At 73.9% G+C, this 24,644-nt stretch carries 23 protein-coding genes; 8 read left to right on the forward strand and 15 right to left on the reverse strand.

Annotated features, from left to right (window positions below; translation table 11 throughout):
* Window positions 1-17: 17 nt before the first annotated feature.
* Window positions 18-1,058, reverse strand: coding sequence for a heat-inducible transcriptional repressor HrcA (gene hrcA / locus D1781_RS11970; RefSeq protein ID WP_119483238.1), 1,041 nt, complete (start codon window positions 1,056-1,058; stop codon window positions 18-20).
* A 151-nt stretch (window positions 1,059-1,209) separates the two neighbouring features.
* On the opposite strand from hrcA, the gene D1781_RS11975 reads away from it, so the two are divergent.
* From D1781_RS11975 to D1781_RS11985, 3 genes are all read left to right on the forward strand, one after another.
* On the forward strand, window positions 1,210-1,626 hold the full coding sequence (locus D1781_RS11975; RefSeq protein ID WP_233551302.1) for a DUF4870 domain-containing protein: 417 nt from the start codon (window positions 1,210-1,212) through the stop codon (window positions 1,624-1,626).
* Window positions 1,627-1,641: 15 nt separating this feature from the next.
* Window positions 1,642-2,013 (forward strand): DUF4870 domain-containing protein, encoded by a 372-nt coding sequence (locus D1781_RS11980; RefSeq protein WP_119482497.1) that lies wholly within the window; start codon window positions 1,642-1,644, stop codon window positions 2,011-2,013.
* A gap of 67 nt (window positions 2,014-2,080) precedes the next feature.
* The gene (locus D1781_RS11985; protein WP_233551304.1) at window positions 2,081-2,470 is read left to right on the forward strand and encodes a DUF4870 domain-containing protein; all 390 of its coding nucleotides are present in this window, start codon (window positions 2,081-2,083) and stop codon (window positions 2,468-2,470) included.
* A 1-nt stretch (window position 2,471) separates the two neighbouring features.
* Here the strand turns inward: D1781_RS11985 and hemW are convergent, their stop codons facing one another.
* Window positions 2,472-3,704 carry a radical SAM family heme chaperone HemW gene (gene hemW / locus D1781_RS11990; RefSeq protein ID WP_119482498.1) on the reverse strand — a complete coding sequence of 411 codons (1,233 nt, stop codon included), beginning with the start codon at window positions 3,702-3,704 and terminating at the stop codon, window positions 2,472-2,474.
* A gap of 34 nt (window positions 3,705-3,738) precedes the next feature.
* Between hemW and D1781_RS11995 the strand changes: the two genes are divergently transcribed.
* Window positions 3,739-4,437 carry an HAD family hydrolase gene (locus D1781_RS11995; RefSeq protein ID WP_233551306.1) on the forward strand — a complete coding sequence of 233 codons (699 nt, stop codon included), beginning with the start codon at window positions 3,739-3,741 and terminating at the stop codon, window positions 4,435-4,437.
* 11 nt (window positions 4,438-4,448) lie between these two features.
* Here D1781_RS11995 and D1781_RS12000 read toward each other — a convergent pair whose 3' ends face one another.
* Genes D1781_RS12000 through lepA form a run of 3 tightly spaced genes read right to left on the reverse strand, consistent with a single transcriptional unit; the run spans window position 4,449 to window position 7,461 of the window.
* Window positions 4,449-4,949, reverse strand: a complete 501-nt coding sequence (locus tag D1781_RS12000; RefSeq protein WP_158590081.1) for a DUF1990 family protein — start codon at window positions 4,947-4,949, stop codon at window positions 4,449-4,451.
* A 35-nt stretch (window positions 4,950-4,984) separates the two neighbouring features.
* Window positions 4,985-5,620: a DUF1990 family protein gene (locus D1781_RS12005; protein ID WP_119482500.1), complete on the reverse strand. Its 636-nt coding sequence runs from the start codon at window positions 5,618-5,620 to the stop codon at window positions 4,985-4,987.
* Window positions 5,617-7,461, reverse strand: a complete 1,845-nt coding sequence (gene lepA, locus D1781_RS12010) for a translation elongation factor 4 (protein ID WP_119482501.1) — start codon at window positions 7,459-7,461, stop codon at window positions 5,617-5,619. The genes D1781_RS12005 and lepA overlap by 4 nt, the downstream gene beginning before the upstream one ends.
* Before the next feature lie 45 nt (window positions 7,462-7,506).
* Between lepA and D1781_RS12015 the strand changes: the two genes are divergently transcribed.
* Together D1781_RS12015 and D1781_RS12020 are read left to right on the forward strand one after the other, a co-directional pair.
* Window positions 7,507-8,010 carry an NUDIX hydrolase gene (locus D1781_RS12015; RefSeq protein WP_119482502.1) on the forward strand — a complete coding sequence of 168 codons (504 nt, stop codon included), beginning with the start codon at window positions 7,507-7,509 and terminating at the stop codon, window positions 8,008-8,010.
* A 96-nt stretch (window positions 8,011-8,106) separates the two neighbouring features.
* Window positions 8,107-10,242 (forward strand): RecQ family ATP-dependent DNA helicase, encoded by a 2,136-nt coding sequence (locus D1781_RS12020; protein WP_119482503.1) that lies wholly within the window; start codon window positions 8,107-8,109, stop codon window positions 10,240-10,242.
* Window positions 10,243-10,296: 54 nt separating this feature from the next.
* Here the strand turns inward: D1781_RS12020 and D1781_RS12025 are convergent, their stop codons facing one another.
* Window positions 10,297-11,436: a pyridoxal phosphate-dependent aminotransferase gene (locus D1781_RS12025; protein ID WP_119482504.1), complete on the reverse strand. Its 1,140-nt coding sequence runs from the start codon at window positions 11,434-11,436 to the stop codon at window positions 10,297-10,299.
* 151 nt (window positions 11,437-11,587) lie between these two features.
* Between D1781_RS12025 and rpsT the strand changes: the two genes are divergently transcribed.
* Window positions 11,588-11,848 carry a 30S ribosomal protein S20 gene (rpsT, locus tag D1781_RS12030; protein WP_119482505.1) on the forward strand — a complete coding sequence of 87 codons (261 nt, stop codon included), beginning with the start codon at window positions 11,588-11,590 and terminating at the stop codon, window positions 11,846-11,848.
* Window positions 11,849-11,909: 61 nt separating this feature from the next.
* Here rpsT and D1781_RS12035 read toward each other — a convergent pair whose 3' ends face one another.
* From D1781_RS12035 to leuS, 5 genes are all read right to left on the reverse strand, one after another.
* Entirely contained in the window at window positions 11,910-13,748 is a 1,839-nt protein-coding gene (locus D1781_RS12035) for a helicase HerA-like domain-containing protein (RefSeq protein ID WP_119482506.1), read from the reverse strand.
* Between the two features lie 48 nt (window positions 13,749-13,796).
* A complete protein-coding gene (gene holA / locus D1781_RS12040; protein ID WP_119482507.1) occupies window positions 13,797-14,816 on the reverse strand; it encodes a DNA polymerase III subunit delta in 1,020 nt (339 codons plus the stop codon).
* A gap of 10 nt (window positions 14,817-14,826) precedes the next feature.
* On the reverse strand, window positions 14,827-17,139 hold the full coding sequence (locus D1781_RS12045) for a ComEC/Rec2 family competence protein (protein ID WP_119482508.1): 2,313 nt from the start codon (window positions 17,137-17,139) through the stop codon (window positions 14,827-14,829).
* Window positions 17,136-17,744 (reverse strand): ComEA family DNA-binding protein, encoded by a 609-nt coding sequence (locus D1781_RS12050; protein WP_199706577.1) that lies wholly within the window; start codon window positions 17,742-17,744, stop codon window positions 17,136-17,138. The genes D1781_RS12045 and D1781_RS12050 overlap by 4 nt, the downstream gene beginning before the upstream one ends.
* An 83-nt stretch (window positions 17,745-17,827) precedes the next feature.
* Entirely contained in the window at window positions 17,828-20,368 is a 2,541-nt protein-coding gene (gene leuS, locus D1781_RS12055) for a leucine--tRNA ligase (RefSeq protein WP_119482509.1), read from the reverse strand.
* 160 nt (window positions 20,369-20,528) lie between these two features.
* Here leuS and D1781_RS12060 point away from each other — a divergent pair, with 160 nt between their 5' ends.
* Window positions 20,529-21,134 carry a DedA family protein gene (locus D1781_RS12060; protein WP_119482510.1) on the forward strand — a complete coding sequence of 202 codons (606 nt, stop codon included), beginning with the start codon at window positions 20,529-20,531 and terminating at the stop codon, window positions 21,132-21,134.
* Window positions 21,135-21,199: 65 nt separating this feature from the next.
* Here the strand turns inward: D1781_RS12060 and D1781_RS12065 are convergent, their stop codons facing one another.
* Genes D1781_RS12065 through D1781_RS12080 form a run of 4 tightly spaced genes read right to left on the reverse strand, consistent with a single transcriptional unit; the run spans window position 21,200 to window position 24,516 of the window.
* Entirely contained in the window at window positions 21,200-22,156 is a 957-nt protein-coding gene (locus D1781_RS12065; protein WP_119482511.1) for an ABC transporter substrate-binding protein, read from the reverse strand.
* 4 nt (window positions 22,157-22,160) lie between these two features.
* Window positions 22,161-22,898 (reverse strand): ABC transporter permease, encoded by a 738-nt coding sequence (locus D1781_RS12070; protein WP_119482512.1) that lies wholly within the window; start codon window positions 22,896-22,898, stop codon window positions 22,161-22,163.
* Window positions 22,898-23,599: an ABC transporter permease gene (locus D1781_RS12075; protein ID WP_119482513.1), complete on the reverse strand. Its 702-nt coding sequence runs from the start codon at window positions 23,597-23,599 to the stop codon at window positions 22,898-22,900. The genes D1781_RS12070 and D1781_RS12075 overlap by 1 nt, the downstream gene beginning before the upstream one ends.
* The gene (locus D1781_RS12080) at window positions 23,599-24,516 is read right to left on the reverse strand and encodes an ABC transporter ATP-binding protein (protein ID WP_119482514.1); all 918 of its coding nucleotides are present in this window, start codon (window positions 24,514-24,516) and stop codon (window positions 23,599-23,601) included. The genes D1781_RS12075 and D1781_RS12080 overlap by 1 nt, the downstream gene beginning before the upstream one ends.
* Window positions 24,517-24,644 lie beyond the last annotated feature (128 nt).

Consider the following 24,644-nt stretch of genomic DNA (forward strand, 5'->3'; position numbering starts at 1 on the left):
CGGTGCGGCCGTGCGGATCACTCCTCGCCGAGGAGCTTCGACAGGTAGCGGGCCACCGCGCGCACCGCGGCGATGTTGCCCGAGTAGTCCATGCGGGTCGGCCCGAGCACCCCGATGCGCGCGACCTCGCCTGCGGAGGAACGGTAGCCCCCCGCGAGGATGGAGGTCTCCGCGAGGCCGACGAGCGGGTTCTCCCGGCCGATCGAGACGGAGACGCCCCGATCATCGAGCTCCATCTCGCGGAACAGGCGCATGAGCACGACTTGCTCCTCGATGGTCTCGAGCACCGGGAGGATGCTGCCCGGGAAGTCGCGCTCGGTGCGGGCGAGGTTCGCGGTGCCGGCGAGCAGCAGGCGGTCCTGCCGGCGGTCGTCGACCGTCGCCGCGAGCGCCGCGGCGATCCGCTCGACGACGACCCGCCGGGCGGGCGGCAGCTCCTCCGCGAGCGCGTCGAGCTCCGGTGCGACGTCGGCGATGAGCCGCCCGACCAGCCGCGCGTTGACGCGCGTGCGGACCTCGGCGAGCACCGCGTCGTCGACCGCGTGCTGCTCCTGGTCCGCGTGCGGCAGCTCGACCACGCGCTGGTCGACACGGCCCGCGTCGGTGATCAGGACCACGAGCAGCCGGGTCGGCGACAGGAGCACGAGCTCGACGTGCCGCACGTAGGAGCGCGGCACGACCGGGATCTGCACCAGCGCGACCTGGTTCGTCAGCTGCGCCAGCATGCGGACGGTGCGGGCGAGCACGTCGTCGAGGTCCGCGCCCTCCTCGAGGAAGGTGCGGATCGCGAGCCGCTGCGCGGTGGTGAGGGCGCGCACCTCCGCGAGGTGGTCGACGAACATGCGGTAGCCCTTGTCGGTCGGGATCCGACCGGACGAGGTGTGGGGCGCGGCGATGAGGCCGTCCTCCTCGAGCGCCGCCATGTCGTTCCGGATCGTCGCGGCGGAGACGCCGAACGAGTAGCGGTCGACGATCGTCTTCGAACCGACGGGCTCCCGCGACGCGACGTAGTCCTGCACGATCGCGCGCAGCACGTCGAGACCGCGTTCCGAGACCACCGCGCTCACCTCCGACTGGCACTCACTCGTCGTGACTGCCAATTCTACCGCGCGCCGTCGGAGGGTCTGGTGTTGCACACCGGCCTGTCGATACCCTGAACGCCGACCGGCGGCGCACCGAGAGCGCTGCGAGAGCTCAGGAGCGCCCGCGATGACGGAGTCCCAGCCCGCTACCCCCGCCCCGCCGCTGTCGCCGGCCGACGAGAAGCTCTGGGCCACGCTCGCGCACGTGGGCAACATCATCGGCCCGGTGCCGTCCCTGCTGATCCTCCTCATCCTCGGTCCGCGCAGCGCGCGGGTCCGCGACGAGTCGAAGGAGGCGCTCAACTTCTCCGTCACGGCGGTGATCGTCTGGGTCGCGCTCTGGATCGTCGGCGCCGTCGTCGACGCGCTCTACCGGGCGACGCCGACCGGGCTCGACCTCGTGTTCCTCCTGCTCGGCCTGCTGATCGGCTTCGTCCGCTTCGCCGTGTGGGCGGTCGTCGTCGTCTTCTCGATCATCGCCGCGGTGCGGGTCAACAACGGCGGGTCCTACCGCTACCCGCTGTCGCTCCGCCTCATCAAGTAACGGAAGGACCCCACCATGACCAACGACCAGCCCCCGGCCTACGCGCCGGCAGCGCCGCTGAGCCCCAGCGACGAGCGCCTCTGGGCGACGCTGATCCACATCGGCGGCATCGTCATCGGCTTCATCGCGCCGCTGCTCGGCTACCTGCTGCTGAAGGACCGCAGCCCGTTCGTCCGGGACAACTCCCGCAACGCGCTGAACTTCCAGATCACGGTGGCGATCGCGGCGGTCGTCGCCTACATCCTGACGATCGTGACGCTCGGCCTGCTGTTCTTCCTGCCGCTCGCCGTCGCGATCGTGAACGTCGTCTTCTGCATCATCGCGGCCGTGGCCGCGAACCGCGGCGAGGTCTACAGGTACCCGCTCACGATCGCGTTCATCAAGTAGCGGCACCATCGACGGGCGGGCGCTGTCGCGCCCGCCCGTCCCGCATCTCCGCGACCGAGAGGCACCCGTGACCGACCCGTACGCCCCCGGACCCGCGCCGGTCCGACCGCTGTCGCCCGGCGAGGAGCGGACATGGGCGATGCTCACCCACCTCAGCGCCCTCATCGGGATCGTCGTCGGCGTCGGCTCGATCGGCTGGCTCGGGCCGCTGATCATCCTGCTCGTGCTGCGGGACCGCAGCGCCTTCGTCGCGGACCACGCCCGCACGACCCTGAACTTCCAGATCACGATGCTGATCGCGAACGTCGTCGCGGCGGTCCTCTGGCTCGTGGCGATCGGCGTCCTGCTCACGGTGGCGATCGCCGTGCTGGTCGTCGTGCTGTCGATCATCGCCGCCGTCGCCGCGAGCCGCGGCGAGCGCTACGAGTACCCGCTGTCGATCCGCTTCCTGCGCTGAGTCAGGCCTCCGGCGGCAGCAGGCGGCGCACCACGGCGTCCGCGAGCAGCCGGCCCGACCGGGTCAGCACCACGCGGCCCGCGAAGGCCGGCCCCGGCTCGACGAGGCCGTCCGCGATGAGCCCGGCGATCGCGCGCCGGCCGTCGCGGTCGAGCCGGTCGACGGGCATCCCGTCCGCGAGCCGGGTCTCGAGCAGCACCCGCTCGACGCCGCGCGTGGCCTCGTCGAGCGTCTCCCGCCCGGCTGCGGGCGAGACGCCGGCCGCGAGCCGCTGCGCGTACGCCGCGGGGTGCTTGACGTTCCACCAGCGGACGCCGCCGACGTGGCTGTGGGCGCCCGGCCCGACGCCCCACCAGTCGCCGCCGGTCCAGTACGCGAGGTTGTGCCGGGACCGCGCGTCGTCCCGCCGCGCCCAGTTGCTCACCTCGTACCAGCCGTAGCCGGCCTCGGCGAGGCGGTCGTCAGCGAGCTCGTACATGTCGGCCTGCACGTCGTCGTCGGGCTGCGCGACCTCCCCCGACCGGATGCGCCGGGCGAGCGCCGTGCCCTCCTCGACGATGAGGGCGTAGGCGGAGAGGTGGTCGGGCTCGAGCGCGAGGGCGGCGTCGAGGCTGCGCCGCCAGTCGTCGAGCGTCTCGCCGGGCGCGCCGTAGATGAGATCGAGGCTGACGTCGAGGCCCGCGTCACGCGCCCAGCCGACGACGAGCGGCACCCGCTCGGGGTCGTGGGTGCGGTCGAGCGCGCGGAGCACGGACGGCACCGCGGACTGCATCCCGAAGGACACGCGGGTGAACCCGCCCGCCGCGAGCGCCGCGAGCCCGGCCGCGTCGACGGAGTCCGGGTTCGCCTCGGTCGTGACCTCGGCGCCGGGCGCCAGCCCGACCGCGTCGCGCACGGCGCCGAGCATGTGCACGAGGTCGGCCGGGGGCAGGAGGGTCGGGGTGCCGCCGCCGAAGAACACCGTGCTCGCCGGTCGCGCGGGCAGCCCCGCGGCGTCGAGCACGCCGGCCGCGAACGCGACCTCCTCCGCCGCCTGCCCCGCGAAGTCGCCCCGCCGGGCGCCGCGCAGCTGGTCGGACGTGTAGGTGTTGAAGTCGCAGTACCCGCAGCGCACCCGGCAGAACGGCACGTGGAGGTAGAAGCCGAGCGTGCGGTCCTCCGCGCCGGCCCGCACGGAGTCCGGCAGCAGCCCGTCCGCGGGCGCGGGGTCGGCGATGGGCAGGGCGGAGGGCACGGTCCCCCATTCTCGGCTCCGGGAGACTGGTCCCGTGCGCACTCCGCCTCTTCCGACCGTGCCGTCCAGGACCGTGCTGTGGGACGTCGACGGGACCCTGCTGCTCAACTCGACGAAGGCGGGGACCTTCTACCACGACGCGATCCGCGAGGTCGCTGGCGTCGGCCCGGCGCCCGACGAGCCGCACGCCGTCGAGCACGGCAAGACGGACGCGCAGATCATCACCGAGCGCCTCGAGCGCTGGGGCGGCGATCCCGCGCTGTTCGGCGCGGTGTCGGCGCGGATGGACGAGCTCTCCGACGCCTACCTGACCGACGCCGCGCGGCGGGTGGCGGCGCCCGGCGTCGACGACGCCCTGCACGCGGTCGCGGGCGCCGGGTGGACGAACGGGCTGCTGACCGGCAACTCGCGGCACCGGGCGCGGGTCAAGCTCGCCGGGGCGGGGCTCGACGTCGACGCCTTCGACTGGGACCGCTCGTACTTCGGCGACCGCTTCGTCCGGCGCAGCGACCTCACCGCGGCGGCCCGCGACGACCTGGACGGCGCGACCGCGGTGATCCTCGGCGACACCCCCGCGGACGGCGAGGCCGCCGACGCGGTCGGGTTCCCGTTCGTCGCCGTGGCGACCGGCGTCTACTCGGTGGAGGACCTTCGCGCGACGTCCGCGGTCGTCGTCGTGCCGGACCTGGTGGAGGGCCTCCCCCTGGTGCTGGAAGCCCTCGGGCGCCTCTGAGCGTATCTTCCCTACAGGAGCGCGGAGAGGTAGCGGTCGCTGAAGCGGCGCTGCAGCGCCGCCCCGACGGGCGCGGCGAGCGAGTACGGGAAGGCGGGGCGGGAGAGCGCCCGCAGCTCGAACACCGTCTCCGGGCCGGCGCGGCGGACGAGGAACGCCTCCTCGCCCGACTCCGGGTGCCCGGGCAGGGTGCCGTAGGCGAAGCCCACGACGTCGTCCTCCCGCAGCACGCGCGTGACGCGCACCGGCGCCGTGACCGTCCGGCCGAGGATCGGCACGACGACCGCGCCCTCGAGCCCCTCCGACACCGGCGGCGCCTCGGAGCCGCTGACGGCGAGCACCCGGATGCCGCTGCGGCGCTGCACCTGCCAGTCGAGCACGGCGGCCGCGGCGGCGTCGAACGTCGCCGCGGTGCCGATCACCGACCGGCGGAGCAGGCGCCGGTGCCCGCCGGGCGTCGCGTCCTCGAGCACGGAGCCGGGCAGGAAGTCGAAGGTGAACGGCCGCAGCACGGCCTCATCCTCCCGGACGGCCGGAGGCGGGTCGCTCAGCCGGCGTTGGAGGGGTGGAGCGCCCGCACGATGCGCTCGTCCACCTTGCGCTGCAGCACGTCGGCCGAGTTCCGCGCGAAGCGGCCGAGCCGCGACGGGGACGCCTCCCAGAGCGAGCGCATCGTCACGAAGACGCCGTCGTCCGGGTCGTGCTCGACGACGAGGAACCGCTCCGCGCACTCGGTGTGCCCGCTCATGGAGCCGTAGACGAAGCCGATCCGGCCCGGCTCGTCGACGATCGACAGCACCTTGACGCGACCGCTCGCCGCGACGGGCTCGGTCGTGGAGACGGACGCCGTCATCCCCGGTGTGATCCACGGCGTGCCGTCCTCGAGGAACAGCGGGCCGGCGCCGCGCGGGGACGAGGTCACCGGCTCGGCGCGGACGTCCTCCACCCGCCAGCCGGCGGACCGGAGCGCGCCCCAGGTCATCAGCGCGCGCCCCGCCAGGTCGAAGCGGCGGGCGCCGCTGCCGATGCGGTGGCGGTACTCCGCGGAGCGGAAGCCCGCGGGCGGGAAGGAGACGACGTCGGGGCGGGCCGTGACGCCGATCGCGGCGTAGTTCATGCCGGTGTCGGCGGCGACCGCGCCGCCGCGGCGCAGCGGTCCACCGACCGCGCGGACCGCGCTCACTTCTTCGAAGCCTCTGTGTCGCCGGAGAGCGCTGCGATGAACGCCTCCTGGGGGACGTCGACGCGACCGATGGTCTTCATGCGCTTCTTGCCCTCCTTCTGCTTCTCGAGCAGCTTCCGCTTGCGGGTGATGTCACCCCCGTAGCACTTTGCTAACACGTCCTTCCGCATGGCCCTGATCGACTCGCGGGCGATGATGCGGGCTCCGATCGCGGCCTGGATCGGGACCTCGAACTGCTGCCGCGGGATGAGCTTCTTCAGGCGCTCCGTCATGAGCGTCCCGTAGGCGTAGGCCTTGTCCCGGTGGACGATCGCGCTGAACGCGTCGACCCGCTCGCCCTGCAGCAGGATGTCGACCTTCACGAGGTCCGCGACCTGCTCGCCGACGGGCTCGTAGTCGAGCGAGGCGTACCCCGCGGTGCGGCTCTTCAGCTGGTCGAAGAAGTCGAAGACGATCTCGCCGAGCGGGATCGTGTACGAGATCTCGACGCGCTCCTCCGACAGGTACTCCATGCCGATCAGCGAGCCGCGGCGGCTCTGGCACAGCTCCATCACGGTGCCGACGTAGTCCTTCGGCGCGAGGATCGCGGCCTTGACCATCGGCTCGCGGACCTCGGCGACCTTGCCGACCGGGTACTCGCTCGGGTTCGTGACGGTGACCTGCTTGCCGTCGTCGGTGGCGACCTCGTAGATCACCGACGGCGCGGTGGCGATCAGGTCGAGCCCGAACTCGCGCTCGAGGCGCTCGGTGACGATCTCGAGGTGGAGCAGGCCGAGGAAGCCGCAGCGGAACCCGAAGCCGAGGGCGACGGAGGTCTCCGGCTCGTAGACGAGCGCCGCGTCCGACAGCTTCAGCTTGTCGAGGGCCTCGCGCAGCTCCGGGTAGTCGGAGGCGTCGATCGGGTAGAGCCCGGAGAACACCATCGGCTTCGGCTCCGTGTAGCCGGCGAGCGGCTCGGCGGCGGGCTTCGCGGCGGCCGTGACGGTGTCGCCGACCTTCGACTGGCGCACGTCCTTCACGCCCGTGATCAGGTAGCCGACCTCGCCGACGCCGAGGCCCTTCGTCGGCGTCGGCTCCGGGGACGAGACGCCGATCTCGAGGATGTCGTGGGAGGCGCGGGTCGACATCATCTGGATCCGCTCGCGCGGGTTCAGCTTGCCGTCGACCATCCGGACGTAGGTGATCACGCCGCGGTACGCGTCGTAGACCGAGTCGAAGATCGCCGCGCGTGCCGGCGCGTCCGGGTTCCCGACCGGGGCGGGGATGCGCTCGACGACGCGGTCGAGCAGCGCCTCCACGCCCATCCCGGTCTTGCCGGAGACGCGCAGCACGTCGGCGGGGTCGCCGCCGATCAGGTTCGCGAGCTCGGCGGCGTACTTCTCCGGGTCGGCTGCGGGCAGGTCGATCTTGTTCAGCACCGGGATGATCTCGAGGTCGTTCTCGAGCGCGAGGTAGAGGTTCGCGAGCGTCTGCGCCTCGATGCCCTGCGCGGCGTCGACGAGCAGGATCGCGCCCTCGCAGGCCGCGAGGGAGCGGGACACCTCGTACGTGAAGTCGACGTGGCCCGGGGTGTCGATCATGTTCAGCGCGAACGTCTCGTCGCCGACCTGCCAGGGCATGCGGACCGCCTGGCTCTTGATCGTGATGCCGCGCTCGCGCTCGATGTCCATCCGGTCGAGGTACTGGGCGCGGGCGTCGCGGTCGGAGACGATCCCGGTGATCCCGAGCATCCGGTCCGCCAGCGTCGACTTCCCGTGGTCGATGTGGGCGATGATGCAGAAGTTCCGGATGCGCGCCGGGTCCGTCGCGGCGGGCTGGAGGGGCGTGAGGGCGCGGGGCATGGCGCCGACAGTCTCCCCCATGCGGCGGCCGACTAGCGTCGGGCCGTGCCGACGCCCGACTTCATCCTGCAGCTCCGCGACCGGATCGGGCACACGCCGCTCTGGCTCGTCGGCACCACCGCGGTGGTCGTCGACCCTTCGACGAGCTCAGGACACCGCGGGGACCGGCTGCTGCTCGTGAAGCGCGCCGACACCGGCGAGTGGACCCCCGTCGCCGGCATCGTCGAGCCCGGCGAGCACTCCGCCGACGCCGCCGAGCGCGAGGTGTGGGAGGAGGCGCGCGTGCGCGCCGTCGTCGAGAAGCTCGCCGCCGTCGGGGTGACGCGCGAGTACGAGTACCCGAACGGCGACCGGACCCGGTTCACGGACCACACGTACCGCCTGCGCTACGTGTCGGGCGAGCCGTCGGTCGGCGACGACGAGTCGACGGACGTCGGGTGGTTCCCCCTCGACGCGCTGCCGGAGATCCCGGAGCGCTACCTCGACCGCATCCGCCGCGCGCTCGCGCCGGGCACCGAGACGATCCTCGTCCGCGACGCCGAGGGCTGATTCCGTTTTGAAGGAGTTCCTCGCGCCGGCCGCGAAGAACTCCTTCAAAACGGAATCGGGCGAGGGGATGTCACCGGGGGCTGGCACCCTCCCGGGGTGACCGACAGCGCGACCGAGACCGCGACCGACACCCGGGCCGACGCCCTCGCCGTGCTCCGCACGCTCGTCGGGCGGCCCGACGCCGACTTCCACGAGGGCCAGTACGACGCGATCGCCGCCATCGTCGACGGCTCGCGCCGGGCGCTCGTCGTGCAGCGGACCGGATGGGGCAAGTCCGCCGTCTACTTCGTCGCGACGAGGCTGCTGCGCGACCGCGGAGCCGGCCCGACCCTGCTCGTCTCGCCCCTGCTCGCGCTGATGCGCGACCAGGTGGCGGCCGCCGCTCGGGCGGGGGTGCGGGCCGCCTCCATCGACTCCGCGAACGCGCACCTGTGGGACGAGGTGCGCGAGCGCCTCGCCGCGGACGAGATCGACGTGCTGCTCGTCTCCCCCGAGCGCCTCAACAACCCGGACTTCCGCGACACCCAGCTGCCACAGCTCGTCGAGCGGACCGGCCTGATCGTGATCGACGAGGCGCACTGCATCTCCGACTGGGGCCACGACTTCCGCCCGGACTACCGGCGGCTGCGGGAGCTCGTCGCGACCGCGGGGAGCACCCCGGTGCTCGCCACCACGGCGACCGCGAACGGCCGGGTCGTGGAGGACGTCGTCGCGCAGCTCGGCGGCGCGGAGGACGTGCTGACGATCCGCGGGCCGCTCGCGCGCGCCTCCCTCCGGCTCGGCGTGCTGCGCACGCGCGACCAGGCGACGCGGCTCGGCTGGCTGATCGAGCACATGCGCGACCTGGAGGGCTCGGGCATCGTCTACGCGCTGACGGTCTCCGCGGCGGAGGACACCGCGCGGCTGCTGCGCGAGGCCGGGTACGACGTGCTCGCCTACACCGGCAGGACCGAGAACGCGGAGCGGGAGGCGGCGGAGCAGGCGCTCAAGGAGAACCGCGTGAAGGCGCTCGTCGCCACCAGCGCGCTCGGGATGGGGTTCGACAAGCCCGACCTCGGCTTCGTCGTGCACCTCGGCGCGCCCTCGTCCCCCGTCGCGTACTACCAGCAGGTCGGGCGCGCCGGCCGCGCCACCGCGTCCGCCGACGTGCTGCTGCTGCCCGGCAGCGAGGACGAGGCGATCTGGTCGTACTTCGCGACCGCGAGCATGCCGACCCAGGAGCGGGCGGAGGCGGTGCTGCGCGAGCTCGACCCGGAGCGGCCGACCTCCACCCCGGCGCTCGAGTCGCTCGTGGACGTGAAGCGCAGCCGGCTCGAGCTGCTGCTCAAGGTGCTCGACGTGGACGGCGCGGTGCAGCGCGTGCGCGGCGGGTGGGTCTCCACGGGGCGGGAGTGGACCTACGACGCGGAGCGGTACGAGCGGATCGCCGCCGCGCGCCGCGTCGAGCAGCAGCACATGCTCGACTACGAGGCCCTGCCCGCCGGCGAGGAGGGCTGCCGGATGGAGTACCTGCAGCGCGTCCTCGACGACCCGACGGCCGCGCCGTGCGGGCGCTGCGACTCCTGCGCGGGCGTCTGGTTCCCGACCGACGTCTCCGGCGACTCCTCGGGGACGGCGGGCGCCGCGCTGCACCGGGTCGGCGTCGCCGTGGAGGCCCGCAAGCAGTGGCCGACGGGGGCCGACTCCCGCGGCCTCCCCGTCAAGGGGAACATCGCCCCGGGCGAGCGGCCCGAGGAGGGCCGGGCGATCGCCCGCCTCACGGACCTGGGCTGGGGCGGCACCCTGCGCCAGCTGCTCGCCTCGGGCGCGCCGGACCAGGAGGCGCCCCGACCCGTCGTCGACGCCGCGGTCGCCGTCCTGCGCGAGTGGGGCTGGGCCGAGCGGCCGGTCGGCGTCGTCGCGATGCCGTCGACCCGTCGGCCGCTGCTCGTCGGCTCGACCGCCCGCGCGCTCGCGGAGATCGGCCGGCTCCCCCTGCTCGGCGCGCTCGAGCCGACGACGGGGGCGGTGCCCGGCGGCAGCGGCGGCGCGAGCCTCGCTCGGCTGGCGGGGGTCTGGTCGGCGTTCCGCGTGCCCGACGACCTGCGGGAGCGGCTCGCCGAGGCGGCCGGCCCCGTGCTGCTCGTCGACGACGCGGCGGACAGCCGGTGGACCCTCACCGTCGCGTCGCGGCTGCTCCGCCAGGCGGGCGCTCCCGGGGTGCTGCCCTTCGTGCTCGCCCTGCAGGCCTGACCTCCGTCTCGGAGGCAGGTTCTCCCTGCAGGACGGAGGAGGCCCCGGAGCGGGTCAGGCGGGGCTCGGGAGGCGTCGGAGGCCCTCGAGCAGGTCCTCGCGGCTCGCGGCGGCGCAGACGCGGATCCAGCCCTCTCCCGCGGCGCCGAACGCGCTGCCGGGCGCGACCGAGACGCGGCGCTCGAGCAGGAAGCGCTCGGCCCAGCCCGTGACGTCGCCGCCGGTCGCGTACGAGAGGTCGATCCAGAGGTAGAAGGCGCCGTCGGGCTCCCGGTAGCGGATGCCGCGCTCGTCGAGGAGGGCCGTCGCGGCGCGCAGGTTCTCCCGGTAGTGCGCCGCTGCCGCGGTGACGGCGTCCTGCGGACCCTGGAGCGCGGCGACCGCCGCGCGCTGCGCCGGGGAGTTCACGCAGGAGATCAGCGCCTCCTGGAAGCTGCGGAGCAGGCTCGCGGGCGTCGGCGGCGTCACGAGGTACCCGACGCGTCCGCCGGTCAGCGCGTAGGTCTTCGAGAACGACTGCACGGTGAGCACCCGGCTCGGGTCGATCGACGCGGGGCTCACGTGCGGCAGCCCGTAGGTGAACGCCTCGTAGACCTCGTCGCTCACGATCCACAGGTCGTGCCGCTGCGCGAAGCCGACCAGCTCGCGCACGACCTCCTCCGGGAACACGACCCCGAGGGGGTTGGACGGCGAGTTGAGGATGATCGCCCGCGTGCGGGGCGTGACGAGGGCGTCGAGGTCGGCCGCGCGCGGGAGGAAGGCGTGCTCCGCGTCGAGCCGGTACGGCACCGGGACCGCGAACTGCATCCGCGGCGCCATCGTGAAGGTCGTGTAGCCGGGGTCCGGGATCAGCACCTCGTCGCCGGGCGCGAGGATCAGCCCGAGCGCGAGGTAGAGCGCCTCCGTCGCACCCGGCGTGACCCACACCTGGTCGGCGCCGACGTCGACGCCGTTGTCCCGCCGCAGCTTCGTCGCGATCGCCGACCGCAGCTCAGGGATGCCGCCGTTGCCCGTGTACCGGGTGTCGTCCGCGAGCCACGCGGCGCTGCCGGCCTCCAGCACGTGCGGGGCGACGGGCAGGTCGGGCTCCCCCACGGCGAGCGCGATGATGTCGTCGAGGGTCAGCGCGATCTCGAGGATCCGGCGGATGCCGCTCTCGGGGACGGCCAGGGCGTTCGGGGTGTAGGACGGCATCGGAGCCATTGAACCGCCGTCGCGCCGTCGCCGCCGTGCTGATAGGCTGCCGGTCGGCTTTCGGGCACCGCGCGCCCTCCGCGCCGCCCGTCGAGGCTCCTCCCCCACTGGAGCGGCCTCCCACCGATTCTCGAACAGCAGGAGCATCCGCATGGCCAACATCAAGAGCCAGATCAAGCGCATCGCCACGAACAAGAAGGCGACCGAGCGCAACAAGGCCGTCAAGAGCGAGCTGAAGACGCACGTCCGCAACGTCCGCGCCGCGGTCGCCGCCGGGGACAAGGAGAAGGCCACCGCGGCCCTCGGCCTCGCGGCGAAGAAGCTGGACAAGGCCGCCTCGAAGGGCGTCATCCACAAGAACCAGGCGGCGAACCGCAAGTCGGCCATCGCCAAGCAGGTCGCCTCGCTCTGAGCCGACCTCCGAAGGGGCCGTCCACCGAGGTGGGCGGCCCCTTCCGCGTCTCCGGGAACGGTCAGCGGCCGCGCCTGCGGGTGCCGAAGATGCCGTTCAGCACGTCGCCGAGCATGCGCTGGGTCGACCGGTTGCCGAGCACCTTCGTGACGACCGAGACGCCCTGCTGCAGCGCGCGGTCCCGGGCCGCGGCCTGCCGCTGCTGCTCGCGGCGGGCCGTCGCGAGCTCCCGGTCGGCCTCGCGGCGGTCGGCCGCGTCCTTGCGCGCCTCGGCGGCCGCGGCCTTCTTCGCCGCGGCCTCCTGCTTCGCCTGCGCTTTCGCGTCCTTCGCCGCCCGGTCAGCGGCCGCGGCGGCGTTCATCTTCGCGGTGAGCACCTCGAACGCGGTCTCCCGGTCGAGGGCGGTGCCGTAGACGGCCTGCAGGGGCGACGCCGCGACCGCGGCCCGCATCGCGTCCGGCGCGCTCGGCGCCATGGACGCCTGCGGCGCCCGGAGGCGCGTCCAGGCCACAGGGGTCGGCGCGCCGTTCTCGTTCATCACCGTGACGACGGCCTCGCCGATGCCGAGCGTGGTGAGCACCTCCTCGAGGTCGTAGGCCGACCGCGGATAGGTCTGCACCGTCGCCCGCAGCGCCTTCGCGTCGTCCGGCGTGAATGCCCGGAGCTGGTGCTGCACCCGTGAGCCGAGCTGGCCGAGCACGTCGCCCGGCACGTCCTTCGGCGTCTGCGTGACGAAGACGATGCCGACGCCCTTGGAGCGGATGAGGCGCACGGTCCGGACGACCTGGTCGAGGAAGTCCTTCGACGCGTCGGCGAACAGCAGGTGCGCCTCGTCGAAGAAGAACACGAGCTTCGGCTTCTCCGCGTCGCCGACCTCGGGCAGGTCGTTGAACAGGTCGGCGAGCAGCCACATGAGGAACGTCGAGTAGAGCGCGGGCCGGTCGGCGACGCCCGGCACCTCGAGCAGGCTCACGATCCCCCGGCCGTCCGGCGCGGTCCGCAGGAACTCCTTCGTGTCGATCTCCGGCTCCCCGAAGAAGCCCTCGGCGCCGGCGTCGGCGAACGCGACGAGCTCGCGGAGGATGACGCCGACGGTGGCGGGCGAGATGCCGCCGAGGCCGGCGAGGTCGGCCTTCCCCTCGTCGCCCGTCAGCCACTGCAGGACGGCCCGGAGGTCCTCGAGCTCCGCGAGCGCCAGCCCGTGGTCCTCGGCGTAGTGGAAGACGAGCGCGAGGCTCGACTCCTGCGTCTCGTTCAGCCCGAGCACCTTCGACAGCAGGAGCGGCCCGAAGCCGGACACGGTCGCCCGGATCGGGACCCCGGTGCCGCTGCCGCCGAGGGAGAAGTACTCGACGGGGAAGGCCGCGGGCGACCAGTCCTGGCCGATCGCCGCGGTGCGGGCGGCGAGCTTGGGGTTCGCGGTGCCGGGCACCGCGACGCCGGACAGGTCGCCCTTGATGTCGGCCGCGAACACGGGCACCCCGTGCGCGGACAGCTGCTCGGTGAGCGCCTGCAGCGTGCGGGTCTTGCCGGTGCCCGTCGCGCCCGCGATCAGGCCGTGGCGGTTCAGCATCCCGAGCGGCACGCGGACCTGCGCGTCCGGCACGGGAGCGCCGTTCAGCAGGGCGCCGAGCTCGAGCGCCGGCCCCTCGAACGCGTACCCGCGCCGGATCGCGTCGACCTGCTCGTCGTCGAGCGGGCCGGCGGGCGCGGGGCCGGAGGCCGCCGGAGCGGTCGGCGGTGCCGCGGTCGCGGCCCGGGCCGCTGCCGCCGCCGCCGCCGCGGCCGCCGCCTCCTGGGCCCGCGCGATCGCCGCCTGCGCCTCGGCCTGCAGCCGCGCCGCCTCCGCCGCCGCGGCCTCCGCCGCCGCCTTCGCCTGCTCGACCGTCGGATCACTCATGGGGCGATCCTGGCATCGCTCGGGAGCGCGCGGCAGGGAGGTCGCCGGTCAGGCGGTCTCGCCCCGCCGGGCGATGAGGCGCACCAGCCGCTCGACGGCGAACTCGGGGTCGCGGGCGCCGCTCTTGACCCGCTCGTCGGTCTCCGCGGTGAAGACGATCGCCCGGCCGAGCCCGGCGGCCTCCCAGCCGGCCGCGTCGCGCCGGGCCCGGTCGACCTGCCACGGCGCCATGCCGTGCTCGGCGGCGATCTTGGCGGCCTGCCCGCGCGCGTCGAGCACCTTCGCCATCGCCCGCAGCTTCGCGGCCAGCGCCGCGATGATCGGCACCGGGTCCGCACCGCTGTCGATCGCGTGGCGCAGGAGCACCAGCGCCTCTCCCCCGCGTCCGGCGAGCGCCGCGTCCGCGACGGCGAAGGCGTCGGTCTCCATCCGGCCGGCGTAGTAGGTCTGCACGGTGCCCTCGCCGATGTCGCCGGCGGTGTCGGCGATCAGCTGCTGGCAGGCGCTCGCCAGCTCGCCGAGGTCGCCCTGGAACGCGGAGACGAGCACGCGGAGCGCGCCCGGGCTGACCCGCCGGCCGGCGGCCCGGAACTCCGCCGCGGCGAAGGAGGACCGGTCCGCGTCCCGCTTCACCTCGGCGCAGGCGATCTCGATGCCGCCTCCCGCGCCGCCGCGCACGGCGTCGAGCAGCTTCTTGCCCCGCACGCCGCCGCCGTGCCGGAGCACGAGCGTCGCGCCCTCGTCCGGCGCCTCGAGGTAGCGGAGCGCCTCGTTCAGGAACGCCTCCGAGAGGCGCTCGACGGCGGCGACGCGGATGAGGCGCGGCTCGCCGAACAGCGACGGGCTCGCCAGCGTCGTCAGGTCGCCGGGCACCGCCGAGGAGGCGTCGAGGTCGCTCACCTCGAGGCTCGGGTCCGCGGCCGCGAGGGTCTCGCGGATCCGCCGGATCGCCCGTTCGGCGAGCAGCTCCTCCGGGCCGGAGACGAGCACGACCGGAGCGGGCCGGGCCTCGTTCCACGCGACCTGCGGGATCCGCGCGGCGGATCGCGTCGCGGCCCGGGCTGCCATGCCCTCGAACCTACTCGGCCGGGGTCCACACGGCGGCCGTCACCGGCCGCTCGGTCCACACGACCGCCCGCCCCTGCCGCCGGGCGACGAGCACGAGGCCGTCCTGGTCGGTGCGGACCGGCTGCATGCCGGTGCTCCGGAGGATCCCGAGCAGGCGCCGCGTGGGATGGCCGTAGTCGTTGCCGGCCCCGACGGAGACGACGCCGATCGGGGCTGCCGCCGCGGCGTAGAGGGCCGGGCTCTGGTCGGCCGAGCCGTGGTGCGCGACCTTCACGACGTCGACGTGGGGCACGGGTCCGGCGGCGAGCAGGGCGTCCTGCGCGGCCTCCCCGAGGTCGCCGGTCAGCAGGGCGGAGGCGCCGCGGCCGGTCACGTGCAGGGTCACGCTCGCCGGGTTCCCCGGCTCGATCCCGTCGAGCGGGTCCGGCGGCCAGAGCACGTCGAGCCGGAGGTCGTCGAGCCGTGCGGTCTCGCCGCGGTGCACCTGCTGCACGGCGGCGCCGGCGCGCTGCAGGTCGCGGCGGAGGGCGTCGCCCTCGGGGCCGTCGCTCGGCCCGACGAACGCCGTGCCGACCCGGCCGGCGAGCGCGCGGGCGGCGCCGACGTGGTCCGCGTCCCAGTGGGTGAGGACGAGCAGGTCGATGCGGTCGACGCCGAGCCGGTCGAGGCAGGCCGTGATCGGCGGCGCGTCGCGGCCGGTGTCGACGACCGCGAACCGGCCGTGCCCGCCGTTCAGCACCAGGCCGTCCCCCTGCCCGACGTCGCACGCCGCCAGGATCCAGTCGTGCGGGGTGCCGGTGAGCCGCCCGACCGCGGCACCGGCGACGCCGCCGACGACCGCGAGCAGGCCGACCGCCGCGACGACCCCGCCGAGCAGGCGCACGCGGCCGGGCGCGCGGCGGGCGAGCAGCAGGACCCCCGCGACGAGCAGCGCTCCGGCGAGCGCGGCGCCCAGCGCCCCCGCCGGCCAGCCGAGCTGCGGCAGCCGGGCGGTCGTCCTGGCGACGAGCCCGATCCAGGCGGCCGGCAGCCAGGCGAGCAGCGCGGCCGCCGAGGCCAGCGGCGGTGCGATCGGGCCGAGCAGGCACGCGAGCAGCCCGAGCACGGTCGCCACGGGCGCAGCGGGCTCGGCGAGGAGGTTCGCCACGACGCCGAAGACGGGCACGCCGGGCTGGAGGAGGACGAGCACGGGCTGGCACGCCGCCTGCGCGGCGACCGGCACCGCCAGCACGAGGGCGAGCCGGCGCGGCAGCACGCGGCCGAGGCGCTCCGCGAGCGGCGGGGCGAGGAGCAGCAGGCCGGCGGTGGCCGCCGCGCTCAGCACGAAGCCCGGGCTCCAGGCGAGCCAGGGGTCGACGAGGAGCAGCGCGAGCACGGCCACCGCGAGCGCCGGGACCCCGGCGGCGCGCCCGCCGCGGAGCGCGCAGAGCAGCGCCACGGCGGCCATCGCCGCGGCCCGCTGCACCGACGGCTGGGGCGTGACCAGGACGACGAACCCGGCGAGCGCCGCGCCCGCGAGCACCACCCGCGCCGTGCGCGGCAGCCGGAGGAGCCCGGCGAGCGCGAAGACCGCGACGGTGACGACCGCGCAGTTCGCCCCGGAGACGGCGGTGAGGTGCGTGAGCGAGGAGTCCCGCATCGCCTGCTCCAGGTCCGCCCCGACCCGGCCGGTGTCGCCGACCGCGAGGCCGGGCAGCAGCGCCGCGCCGTCGCCGGGCAGGGCGCTCGTCCGCTCGACGAGCCCGGCCCGCAGGGCCGTCGCCGCGAGCTGGAGCGGCGGCGGTGACCGGACGACCCGCACGGGGCCGAGCACCGAGCCGATCGCGGCCGCGCCGTCGGTCGGGGCGGCCGGCCGCAGAACGACCCGCGCTCGCACCGAGGCCCCCGGGCGCACCGCCGCGCCCGCGCCGTCGGCGAAGAGCAGGACCGGTACGTCGACGTCGTGGGCCGCGACCCGCGTCACCGCTCCGCGGAGCATCGTGCGGGCGCGCAACGCGCCGGCCGCGCTCGCCCCGGTCGTCGCGCTCCGCTCGTCGATGCGCACCGTGGCGACGACGGGACGTCCGAGCGGCAGCTCCGGCGGATGCCGCCGCGCGTCCCCGGCTGCGACGGCCGCCAGGACCAGGGCGGCGAGCAGCGCACCGACGACGAGCAGCGCGGCGCCGCGCGTCCGCAGCCGGGTCGCGAGGACGGCCGCGGCGGCCACGAGCGAGGCGACGATCCCGACGGGTGCCGCCGCGGGCGCGGCGACGCCGACGAGCGCGACGAGCCAGACGGCGGCGGCCGGCAGCAGGAGGCCGGACCGGACGAGGCGCCCGCTCACGGCGTCACGAGGTCGCGCAGCCCCGCGATGGTCTTCGGGCCGATGCCGCCGACCTGCGCGAGGTCGCCCACGGCGCCGAACGGCCCGTGCGCCTCCCGGTAGGCGACGATCCGCGCGGCCAGCGCCGGACCGATCTGGGGCAGGGCGTCGAGCTGCTCCGCCGTCGCGGTGCTGAGACTCACCGGCGCCGCGCTGCCGCCCGCGGCCGCGGGCGGGGCGGACGAGCGCGGCGCACCGCGCTCCGGGACCGCGACCTGCTGCCCGTCCACGACGCGGGCCGCCAGGTTGACGGCGCCGAGGTCGGCCGACGGACGGGGGCCGCCCGCCGCGGTCACGGCGTCGATCAGCCGCGCACCGGTCGGCAGCGCGACGAGGCCCGGGCGGCGCACCGCCCCCGTGACGTGCACGAGCACCGGGGTCTGCGCGGGGCTCGGCTCCGCGTGCCGGACGGCGACGGGTGACGGCTCCGTCGTGCTGCCCGCGGCCTGCCCCGCGGCGACGAGCACGGCCGCGACGAGCACGAGCAGCGCCGCGCCGGCTGCGAGCGCCAGGGGCAGCCGCCGCTCCCGCGGCAGGGCGGCCAGTCGCTCCCGGAGTCGATCCACGCGGGGACGCTAGAGCCCGCTGCGACCGCGGGGGCGGTCCGCTCCCTCCCCGGCCCGGATCCGGGCTGGGGAGGGGGCGATGGTCACTCGGTGGCGATGCTGACGACCTTCGGCGCCCGCACGACGACGCGCGCGATGCGGCGCGAGCCGACGGACCGCTGCACGAGGTCCGACGCGGTGGCGAGGCGCTCGAGGTCCTCCGCCGTGATCTTCGGCGAGACCTCGAGGCGGTCGCGGACCTTGCCGTCGACCTGCACGATCGCGGTGACGGACTCCTCGATCAGGAGGGTCGGGTCGGGCTTGCGGAAGCCGGCGAGGGCGACCGACGGCGGGTAGCCGAGCCGCTCCCACATCTCCTCCGCCGTGTACGGCGCGAAGAGGCTGAGGGCGACCGCGATCGTCTCGACCGCCTCGCGCACGGCGCCGTCGGCCCCGCCGGGGCCGCTGTCGATCGCCTTCCGCGTGACGTTGACCAGCTCCATGATCCGCGCGATCACCACGTTGAACTTGAACGTCTCCGCGAGGACCGGCAGATCGGCCAGGAAGCGGTGGGTGTGGCGCCGCAGCGACTCGTCGCCGCTCGACCAGACCACGTCCGGCGCGCTCGTGACGTCCATCGCGAGCCGGAGGGCGCGGTTCAGGAACTTCACCTGGCCGCCGGGGCGCACGTCCTCCCAGTCGATGGTGTCCTCGGGAGGGCCGGCGAACGCCATCGTGAGGCGGATCGCGTCGACGCCGAAGCGCCCGAGCTCGTCGGAGAGGCTGACGCCGCCGCGGCTCTTCGACATCTTCGCGCCGCCCGCGAGCACCATGCCCTGGTTCAGCAGCGCGCTGAACGGCTCGGTGAAGTGGACGTAGCCGAGGTCGAACAGCACCTTCGTGATGAACCGCGCGTAGAGCAGGTGCAGGATCGCGTGCTCGACGCCGCCGACGTACTGGTCGACCGGCGCCCACTTGTCCGCCTCGGCGGGGTCGAAGGCCTTCGTGTCGTCGTTCGCGGACAGGAACCGGAGGAAGTACCAGGAGCTGTCGACGAACGTGTCCATGGTGTCGGCGTCGCGCTTCGCGGGCGTGCCGTCGATCGGGTTCGGCACGTTCACCCAGTCGGTGGCCGCGCCGAGCGGCGAGGTGCCCTTCGGCTTCAGGTCGAGGCCCTCGGTCGACGGCAGGACGACCGGCAGCTGGTCCTCCGGCACCGGGATCTCGGTGCCGTCGGCGGCGTGGATGATCGGGATCGGCGTGCCCCAGAAGCGCTGCCGGGAGATCAGCCAGTCGCGCAGGCGGTAGCTCTTCGCCGCGCGGCCGGTTCCGGCGGCCTCCAGCTCCTTGATCGCCTGCTCGATCGCGCGGGTCTTCGACAGGCCGTTCAGGCTGCCGGAGTTCACCAGGCGCCCCTCGCCGGTCAGCGCGACGCCGGTGACCGCGGGGTCGACCGACTCGATGTCGGGCAGCTCGCCGTCCGGCGGGATCACCGGGATCACGCCGGTCACGGGCTGGAACGTGTCCACCACGACTTTGACCGGCAGGTCGAAGGCGCGGGCGAAGTCGAGGTCGCGCTGGTCGTGCGCGGGCACGGCCATGATCGCGCCGGTGCCGTAGTCGCTCAGCACGTAGTCGGCGGCCCAGATCGGCAGCCGGTCCCCCGACACCGGGTTGATCGCCCAGCGGCCGAGAAAGACGCCCGTCTTGGTCCGGTCCGTGCTGAGCCGCTCGACCTCGGTCGTCGACTGCACGCGCGCCAGGTACGCGGCGAACGGCTCGGCGATCTCGGCGGGCTGGCCCTCGACCAGCTCGGCGGCCAGGTCGGAGTCGGGCGCGACGACCATGTAGGTCGCGCCGTGGATCGTGTCGGGCCGGGTCGTGAAGACGGTGACCGGCTCGTCGCGGCCCTCGATGCGGAAGTCGATCCGGGCGCCGTTGCTGCGCCCGATCCAGTTCCGCTGCATCGCGATGACCTTCGCGGGCCAGGTGCCCTCGAGCTGCTTCAGGTCGTCGAGCAGCCGGTCCGCGTAGGCCGTGATGCGGAAGTACCACTGCGTGAGCTTCTTCTTCTCGACGACCGCGCCGGAGCGGTCGCTCGTGCCGTCGGGCAGCACCTGCTCGTTGGCGAGCACCGTCTGGTCCACCGGGTCCCAGTTGACCCAGCTGTCCTTCCGGTACGCGAGCCCCTTCTCGTACAGCTTCAGGAACAGCCACTGGTTCCACCTGTAGTACTCGGGGTCGGAGGTGTGGAGCTCGCGGCTCCAGTCGAAGCTGACGCCGTAGCGCTCGAACGACGCCTTCTGCTGCGCGATGTTCGAGTAGGTCCACTCGCGCGGGTCGGAGCCGCGCTTGATCGCCGCGTTCTCCGCGGGCAGGCCGAACGAGTCCCACCCGATCGGGTGAAGCACGTTGAAGCCGCGCTGCCGCCAGTAGCGCGCGGTGATGTCCCCGAACGCGAACGCCTCGGCGTGACCCATGTGCAGATCGCCCGAGGGGTACGGGAACATGTCGAGGATGTACTTGCGCGGGCGCTTGTCCTCGGGGTCGTCGGTGCGGAAGAAGCCGCCGTCCCGCCAGATCGGCTGCCACTTCTCCTGCAGCTGCGCGAACGCGGGCAGCTCGTCGGGCGTCGTCTCGGGCATCGCGGTCCTTCGTGTTTCAGGCGTGTTTCAGGCGCGGGACAGCTTTCAACTGTAGAGGTCGCTGCAGGTGCGCCCGTCCGCGTACGGGCTGCCGAGCGGGCGGACGGCGCCGTACGCTGGCCGCGACGACGAAGGAGCGCCACTGGACGCCTGGCTGACGATGCTGCTGGAGCATCTGGCGGAACTCGGCGGATGGCGGTACGTCGTCGCCTTCATCGGCATGTTCTGCGAGACCAGCCTCTTCGTCGGGCTCGTCATCCCGGGCGACACGATCGTGCTGTTCACCGCGACGGCCGGCCGCGGGTTCGGCGAGTGGCTCGCGCTCGTCACCGCCGTCGTCTCCGGCTCCCTGGCCGGCGAGACGGTCGGCTTCGTGATCGGCCGGTTCTTCGGGCCGCGCCTCATGAGCAGCCGGCTCGGCAGGCGGATCGGGCAGAAGCACGTGCTCCGCGCGGAGCGCTGGCTGGACCGCCGCGGCGGCGTCGCGATCCTGGTCAGCCGGTTCCTGCCCGTGATGCACGCGCTGATCCCGGTCACCGTCGGCGCGAGCCACTACCCCTACCGCCGATTCCTCGCGTGGACCGCGCCCGCCTGCGTCCTGTGGGCGGCCCTCTACGTGTCCGTCGGGCAGGCCGCCGGGTCCAGCTACCGCGCCCTGGCGCAGGAGCTCCACTTCGCGGGCTGGCTCGTGCTCGGCGGCGTGGTGGTCTTCCTCCTCATCGCCTGGTTCGGCAAGCGGCTGCTGCACCGCCTCGAGCGGCCCTGACCGACCGCCGGCACGGCGGAGGGCCGGCACCCCTCGCGGAGTGCCGGCCCTCGTCGGAGTACGGGTCAGAAGCCCTTCTCGGACAGCCAGGCCTTCGCGAGCGCCTGGTAGTCGGGCTTGTCGCTGCCCGACGCCTTCGTGTTCAGGTCGAGCAGGTCCTCGGTCGTCAGCTTCGCGGAGACGCCGTCGACGATCGACTCGAGGTCGCTGGTGGCCTTGCTCGTCGAGACGATCGGCACGACCTGCTGGGACGCGAAGAGGTTCTTCGGGTCGGTCAGCGTGACCAGCTTGTTCTGCTTGATGGACGGGGTCGTCGAGTAGATGTCGGCCACCTGCACCTGGTCGTTCAGCAGCGCCTTCAGGGTCGTCGGGCCACCGCCGTCGTTGATCGCCTTGAACTTGACGTCCTTCAGGCCGTAGACGGACTGCAGCCCCTTGATGCCGTCGGGCCGCGTCGCGAACTCGGGGTTCGCGGCGATGGTGACGGTGCCCGCCTTCGACAGGTCGGCGATCGAGGTCAGTCCCTTCTCCTTCGCGAAGGAGGAGGTGACGTTCAGCGAGTCGGAGTCGGCCGCCTCCGCGAAGTCGAGCGCCTTCGCGTTCAGCGTGCCGATCTTCGCGTCGATGCCCGACTTCACGGCGTCGCCCGACTTCGCGTTCGCCGTCTTGTCCAGGTAGGACAGCAGCGAGCCCGCGTACTCCGGGACCAGGTTGATCTCGCCGTTCTGCAGCGCGGGCAGGTACGCCGCGCGCGCGCCGATGGCGGGCTTGTACGAGACGCTGTAGCCCTTGTTCGCGAGCGCGCCGCCGTAGATGTAGCCGAGGATCTCGTTCTCGCCGAAGTTCGCCGAGCCGACGACGATCGACTTCGCGTCGCCGGAGGCGGTCGCGCCGCCCGATGCCGCGGCGCTGCTGCTGCTCCCGCCGCCGATGCTGCTCGAGTTCGCGCATCCCGCGAGCCCGAGGGTGAGCGCCGCGGCGACCGCCGCGGTGCCGAGGAGGCCTCGTCGTGTGATGGACATGGTGCTAGTTCCCTTCCGAAACAGGTGTCCCGGTCGGGACCGACAGGCGTCGGCCCCGTGCTGTGGTGGTCCCGCGGCCGCGGGACACCCCGCGCGGCGCGGCGAAGCGCTGGACGACGGCCAGCAGGCCGTCGACGAGCAGGGCGAGCACGGTCACGAGGATCGCGCCGGCCGTCATCTGCACGTAGTCGTTGGCGGCGAGGCCGCCGAGGATGAAGTCACCGAGGCTGTTGATGCCGAAGTTCGACACCAGGGTCACCGACGCGATGATCTGCAGCGTCGCGCCCCGGAGCCCGCCGAGGATGAGCGGCGCCGCGAGCGGCAGCTCGACGCGCCGGAGGATCTGCCACTCGGTCATGCCCATCGCGCGGGACGCGTCGATCGTCTGCCGGTCGACGGCCTCGAGCCCGGCGTACGCGCCGGCGAGCAGCGGCGGGACGCCGAGGAGGACGAACACGAACACGGCGGGCGGCAGGGCGAGCGACACCAGCAGCAGCACGGACAGCAGCCCCAGCGTCGGCACCGCGCGCACGACGTTCGCGACGACGATCGCGAAGCCGCGGCCCCGCCCGGTGTGCCCGATGTAGAGCCCGACGGGCAGCGCGACGGCGGCCGTGAACACGAGCGCGAGGAACGAGAGCCAGAGGTGGGCGCCGAGCTCCTCGGCGATGCCCGCCTGGAAGTTCACCGCGGCCCAGTGCTCGGGGTCGAGGATCCACTGGATCGCCTGGAGGAAGAGCATCAGAGGTTCGCCCCCACGCCGCCGGGAACGGCCGTCGCGAGCGTCTTCGCCGCTCGGGAGGTCAGGCGGCGCCCGCGGTTCCACGGCATGAGGGCCCGGCCGATCAGGCCGATGACGACGTCGAAGACCGCGGCGAGGACGAGCACGGCGACGAGCCCGGTGACGACCTCGGTCGCGAAGCTGCGCTGGAACCCGTCGGTGAAGAAGCCGCCGAGGCTCGGGATGCCGACGAGGGCGGCGACGGTGGCGAGGCTGATCGTGCTGACCGAGACGACGCGGATCCCCGCGAGGAGCACCGGGCCGGCGAGCGGCAGCTCGACGCGCCAGAACAGCTGGGGGCCCGAGAAGCCCTGGGCGCGGGCGGATCCGCGCACGTCGGCGTCGACGCTCGCGAAGGCGTCGGCCGCGGAGCGGACCATGATCGCGACCGCATAGATCAGGAGCGCGATCGTCACGTTGAGCGGGTTGAGGATGGGCAGCCCGAGCACGACCGGGACGAGCACCACGAGCGCGATGCCGGGGATCGTGTAGAGGACGTTGCCGAGGGTCAGCAGCACGCCGCGGGCGGCGGTCGAGCGGGAGGCCCAGTAGCCGAGGGGCACGGAGACCACGAACCCGAGGACGATCGCCGGCACGCAGAGCGCGACGTGCGCCAGGGTCGACGACCAGATCAGGTCGAGGTGGCTCCACACCCAGTCCATCAGGCGTCGCCCGCCTGGTCCGTCTTGTTCGAGACGCTGCGGGACTTCGGGCCGGCGCCCGCGGCGAGCGCGTCCGCGAGCTCCAGGCGGCCGCCCGGCGCGGCGATGAGGCCCGCCGGGTAGCCGGCGGCGTCGACGAGCAGCACGTCGTCGCCGGCGCCCCGCTCCTCCGCGGTGAGGCGGCGCTTGCCGCGCTTCGCGCCGACGAAGTCCGCGACGAAGTCGTCGGCGGGGTTCGCGAGGATCTCGGCCGGGGTCCCGATCTGGGCGACGACGCCGCCGCGCTTCAGGATGACCACCTGCGTGCCGAGCAGGAAGGCCTCGTCGATGTCGTGGGTGACGAACACGGTCGTCTTGCCGAGCTCGCGCTGCAGCCGGAGCAGCTCCTGCTGCAGCTCGTCGCGCACGATCGGGTCGACCGCGCCGAAGGGCTCGTCCATCAGCAGGATGTTCGGGTCGGCGGCGAGCCCGCGTGCGACGCCGACGCGCTGCTGCTGGCCGCCGGAGAGCTGGCCCGGGTAGCGGTTCGCGAGCGCGCGGTCGAGGCCGACGCGGTCGAGCAGCCCCAGCGCGTCCTGCCGCGCCTTCGCCTTCGGCGTGCCGGTCAGGATCGGCACCGTCGCGACGTTGTCGATCACGGTGCGGTGCGGCAGCAGCCCGGAGTTCTGCATGACGTAGCCGATGCGGCGGCGCAGCGCGACGGGCTCGACGCGCGAGACGTCCTCCTCGTCGATGAGGATCTGCCCGTCGCTCGGGTCGACCATCCGGTTGATCATGCGCAGGAGCGTGGTCTTGCCGCAGCCGGACGACCCGACGAAGACGGTCGTGGAGTGCGACGGGACGACGAGGGAGAAGTCCTCGACCGCCGTGGTGCCGTCGGGGTAGGTCTTGCGCACGTGTCGGAACTCGATGCTCATGTCAAGCCCCTTCCGGTCCGCGTGAGCCCGCTCAATATACGGACCGCTCCGGACATCCAAGCGCGCCCCCGGCCGTCGTGCAGGTTTGTGACGCCCCGTGAGCACGGGAACCGTCTGGAAGACTCGCG

It is taken from the genome of Amnibacterium setariae, from assembly GCF_003581425.1.
Classification (GTDB): Bacteria; Actinomycetota; Actinomycetes; order Actinomycetales; family Microbacteriaceae; genus Amnibacterium; species Amnibacterium setariae.

Coding starts and splice junctions, on each gene's coding strand:
- D1781_RS11975 (WP_233551302.1), top strand. CDS start 1,210: ATGACGGAGTCCCAGCCCGCTACCCCCGCCCCGCCGCTGTCGCCGGCC.
- D1781_RS11980 (WP_119482497.1), top strand. CDS start 1,642: ATGACCAACGACCAGCCCCCGGCCTACGCGCCGGCAGCGCCGCTGAGC.
- lepA (WP_119482501.1), bottom strand. CDS start 7,461: ATGCCCCGCGCCCTCACGCCCCTCCAGCCCGCCGCGACGGACCCGGCG.
- D1781_RS12025 (WP_119482504.1), bottom strand. CDS start 11,436: ATGCCGTCCTACACCCCGAACGCCCTGGCCGTCCCCGAGAGCGGCATC.
- rpsT (WP_119482505.1), top strand. CDS start 11,588: ATGGCCAACATCAAGAGCCAGATCAAGCGCATCGCCACGAACAAGAAG.
- D1781_RS12035 (WP_119482506.1), bottom strand. CDS start 13,748: ATGAGTGATCCGACGGTCGAGCAGGCGAAGGCGGCGGCGGAGGCCGCG.
- holA (WP_119482507.1), bottom strand. CDS start 14,816: ATGGCAGCCCGGGCCGCGACGCGATCCGCCGCGCGGATCCCGCAGGTC.
- leuS (WP_119482509.1), bottom strand. CDS start 20,368: ATGCCCGAGACGACGCCCGACGAGCTGCCCGCGTTCGCGCAGCTGCAG.
- D1781_RS12060 (WP_119482510.1), top strand. CDS start 20,529: ATGCTGCTGGAGCATCTGGCGGAACTCGGCGGATGGCGGTACGTCGTC.
- D1781_RS12065 (WP_119482511.1), bottom strand. CDS start 22,156: ATGTCCATCACACGACGAGGCCTCCTCGGCACCGCGGCGGTCGCCGCG.
- D1781_RS12070 (WP_119482512.1), bottom strand. CDS start 22,898: ATGCTCTTCCTCCAGGCGATCCAGTGGATCCTCGACCCCGAGCACTGG.
- D1781_RS12075 (WP_119482513.1), bottom strand. CDS start 23,599: ATGGACTGGGTGTGGAGCCACCTCGACCTGATCTGGTCGTCGACCCTG.
- D1781_RS12080 (WP_119482514.1), bottom strand. CDS start 24,516: ATGAGCATCGAGTTCCGACACGTGCGCAAGACCTACCCCGACGGCACC.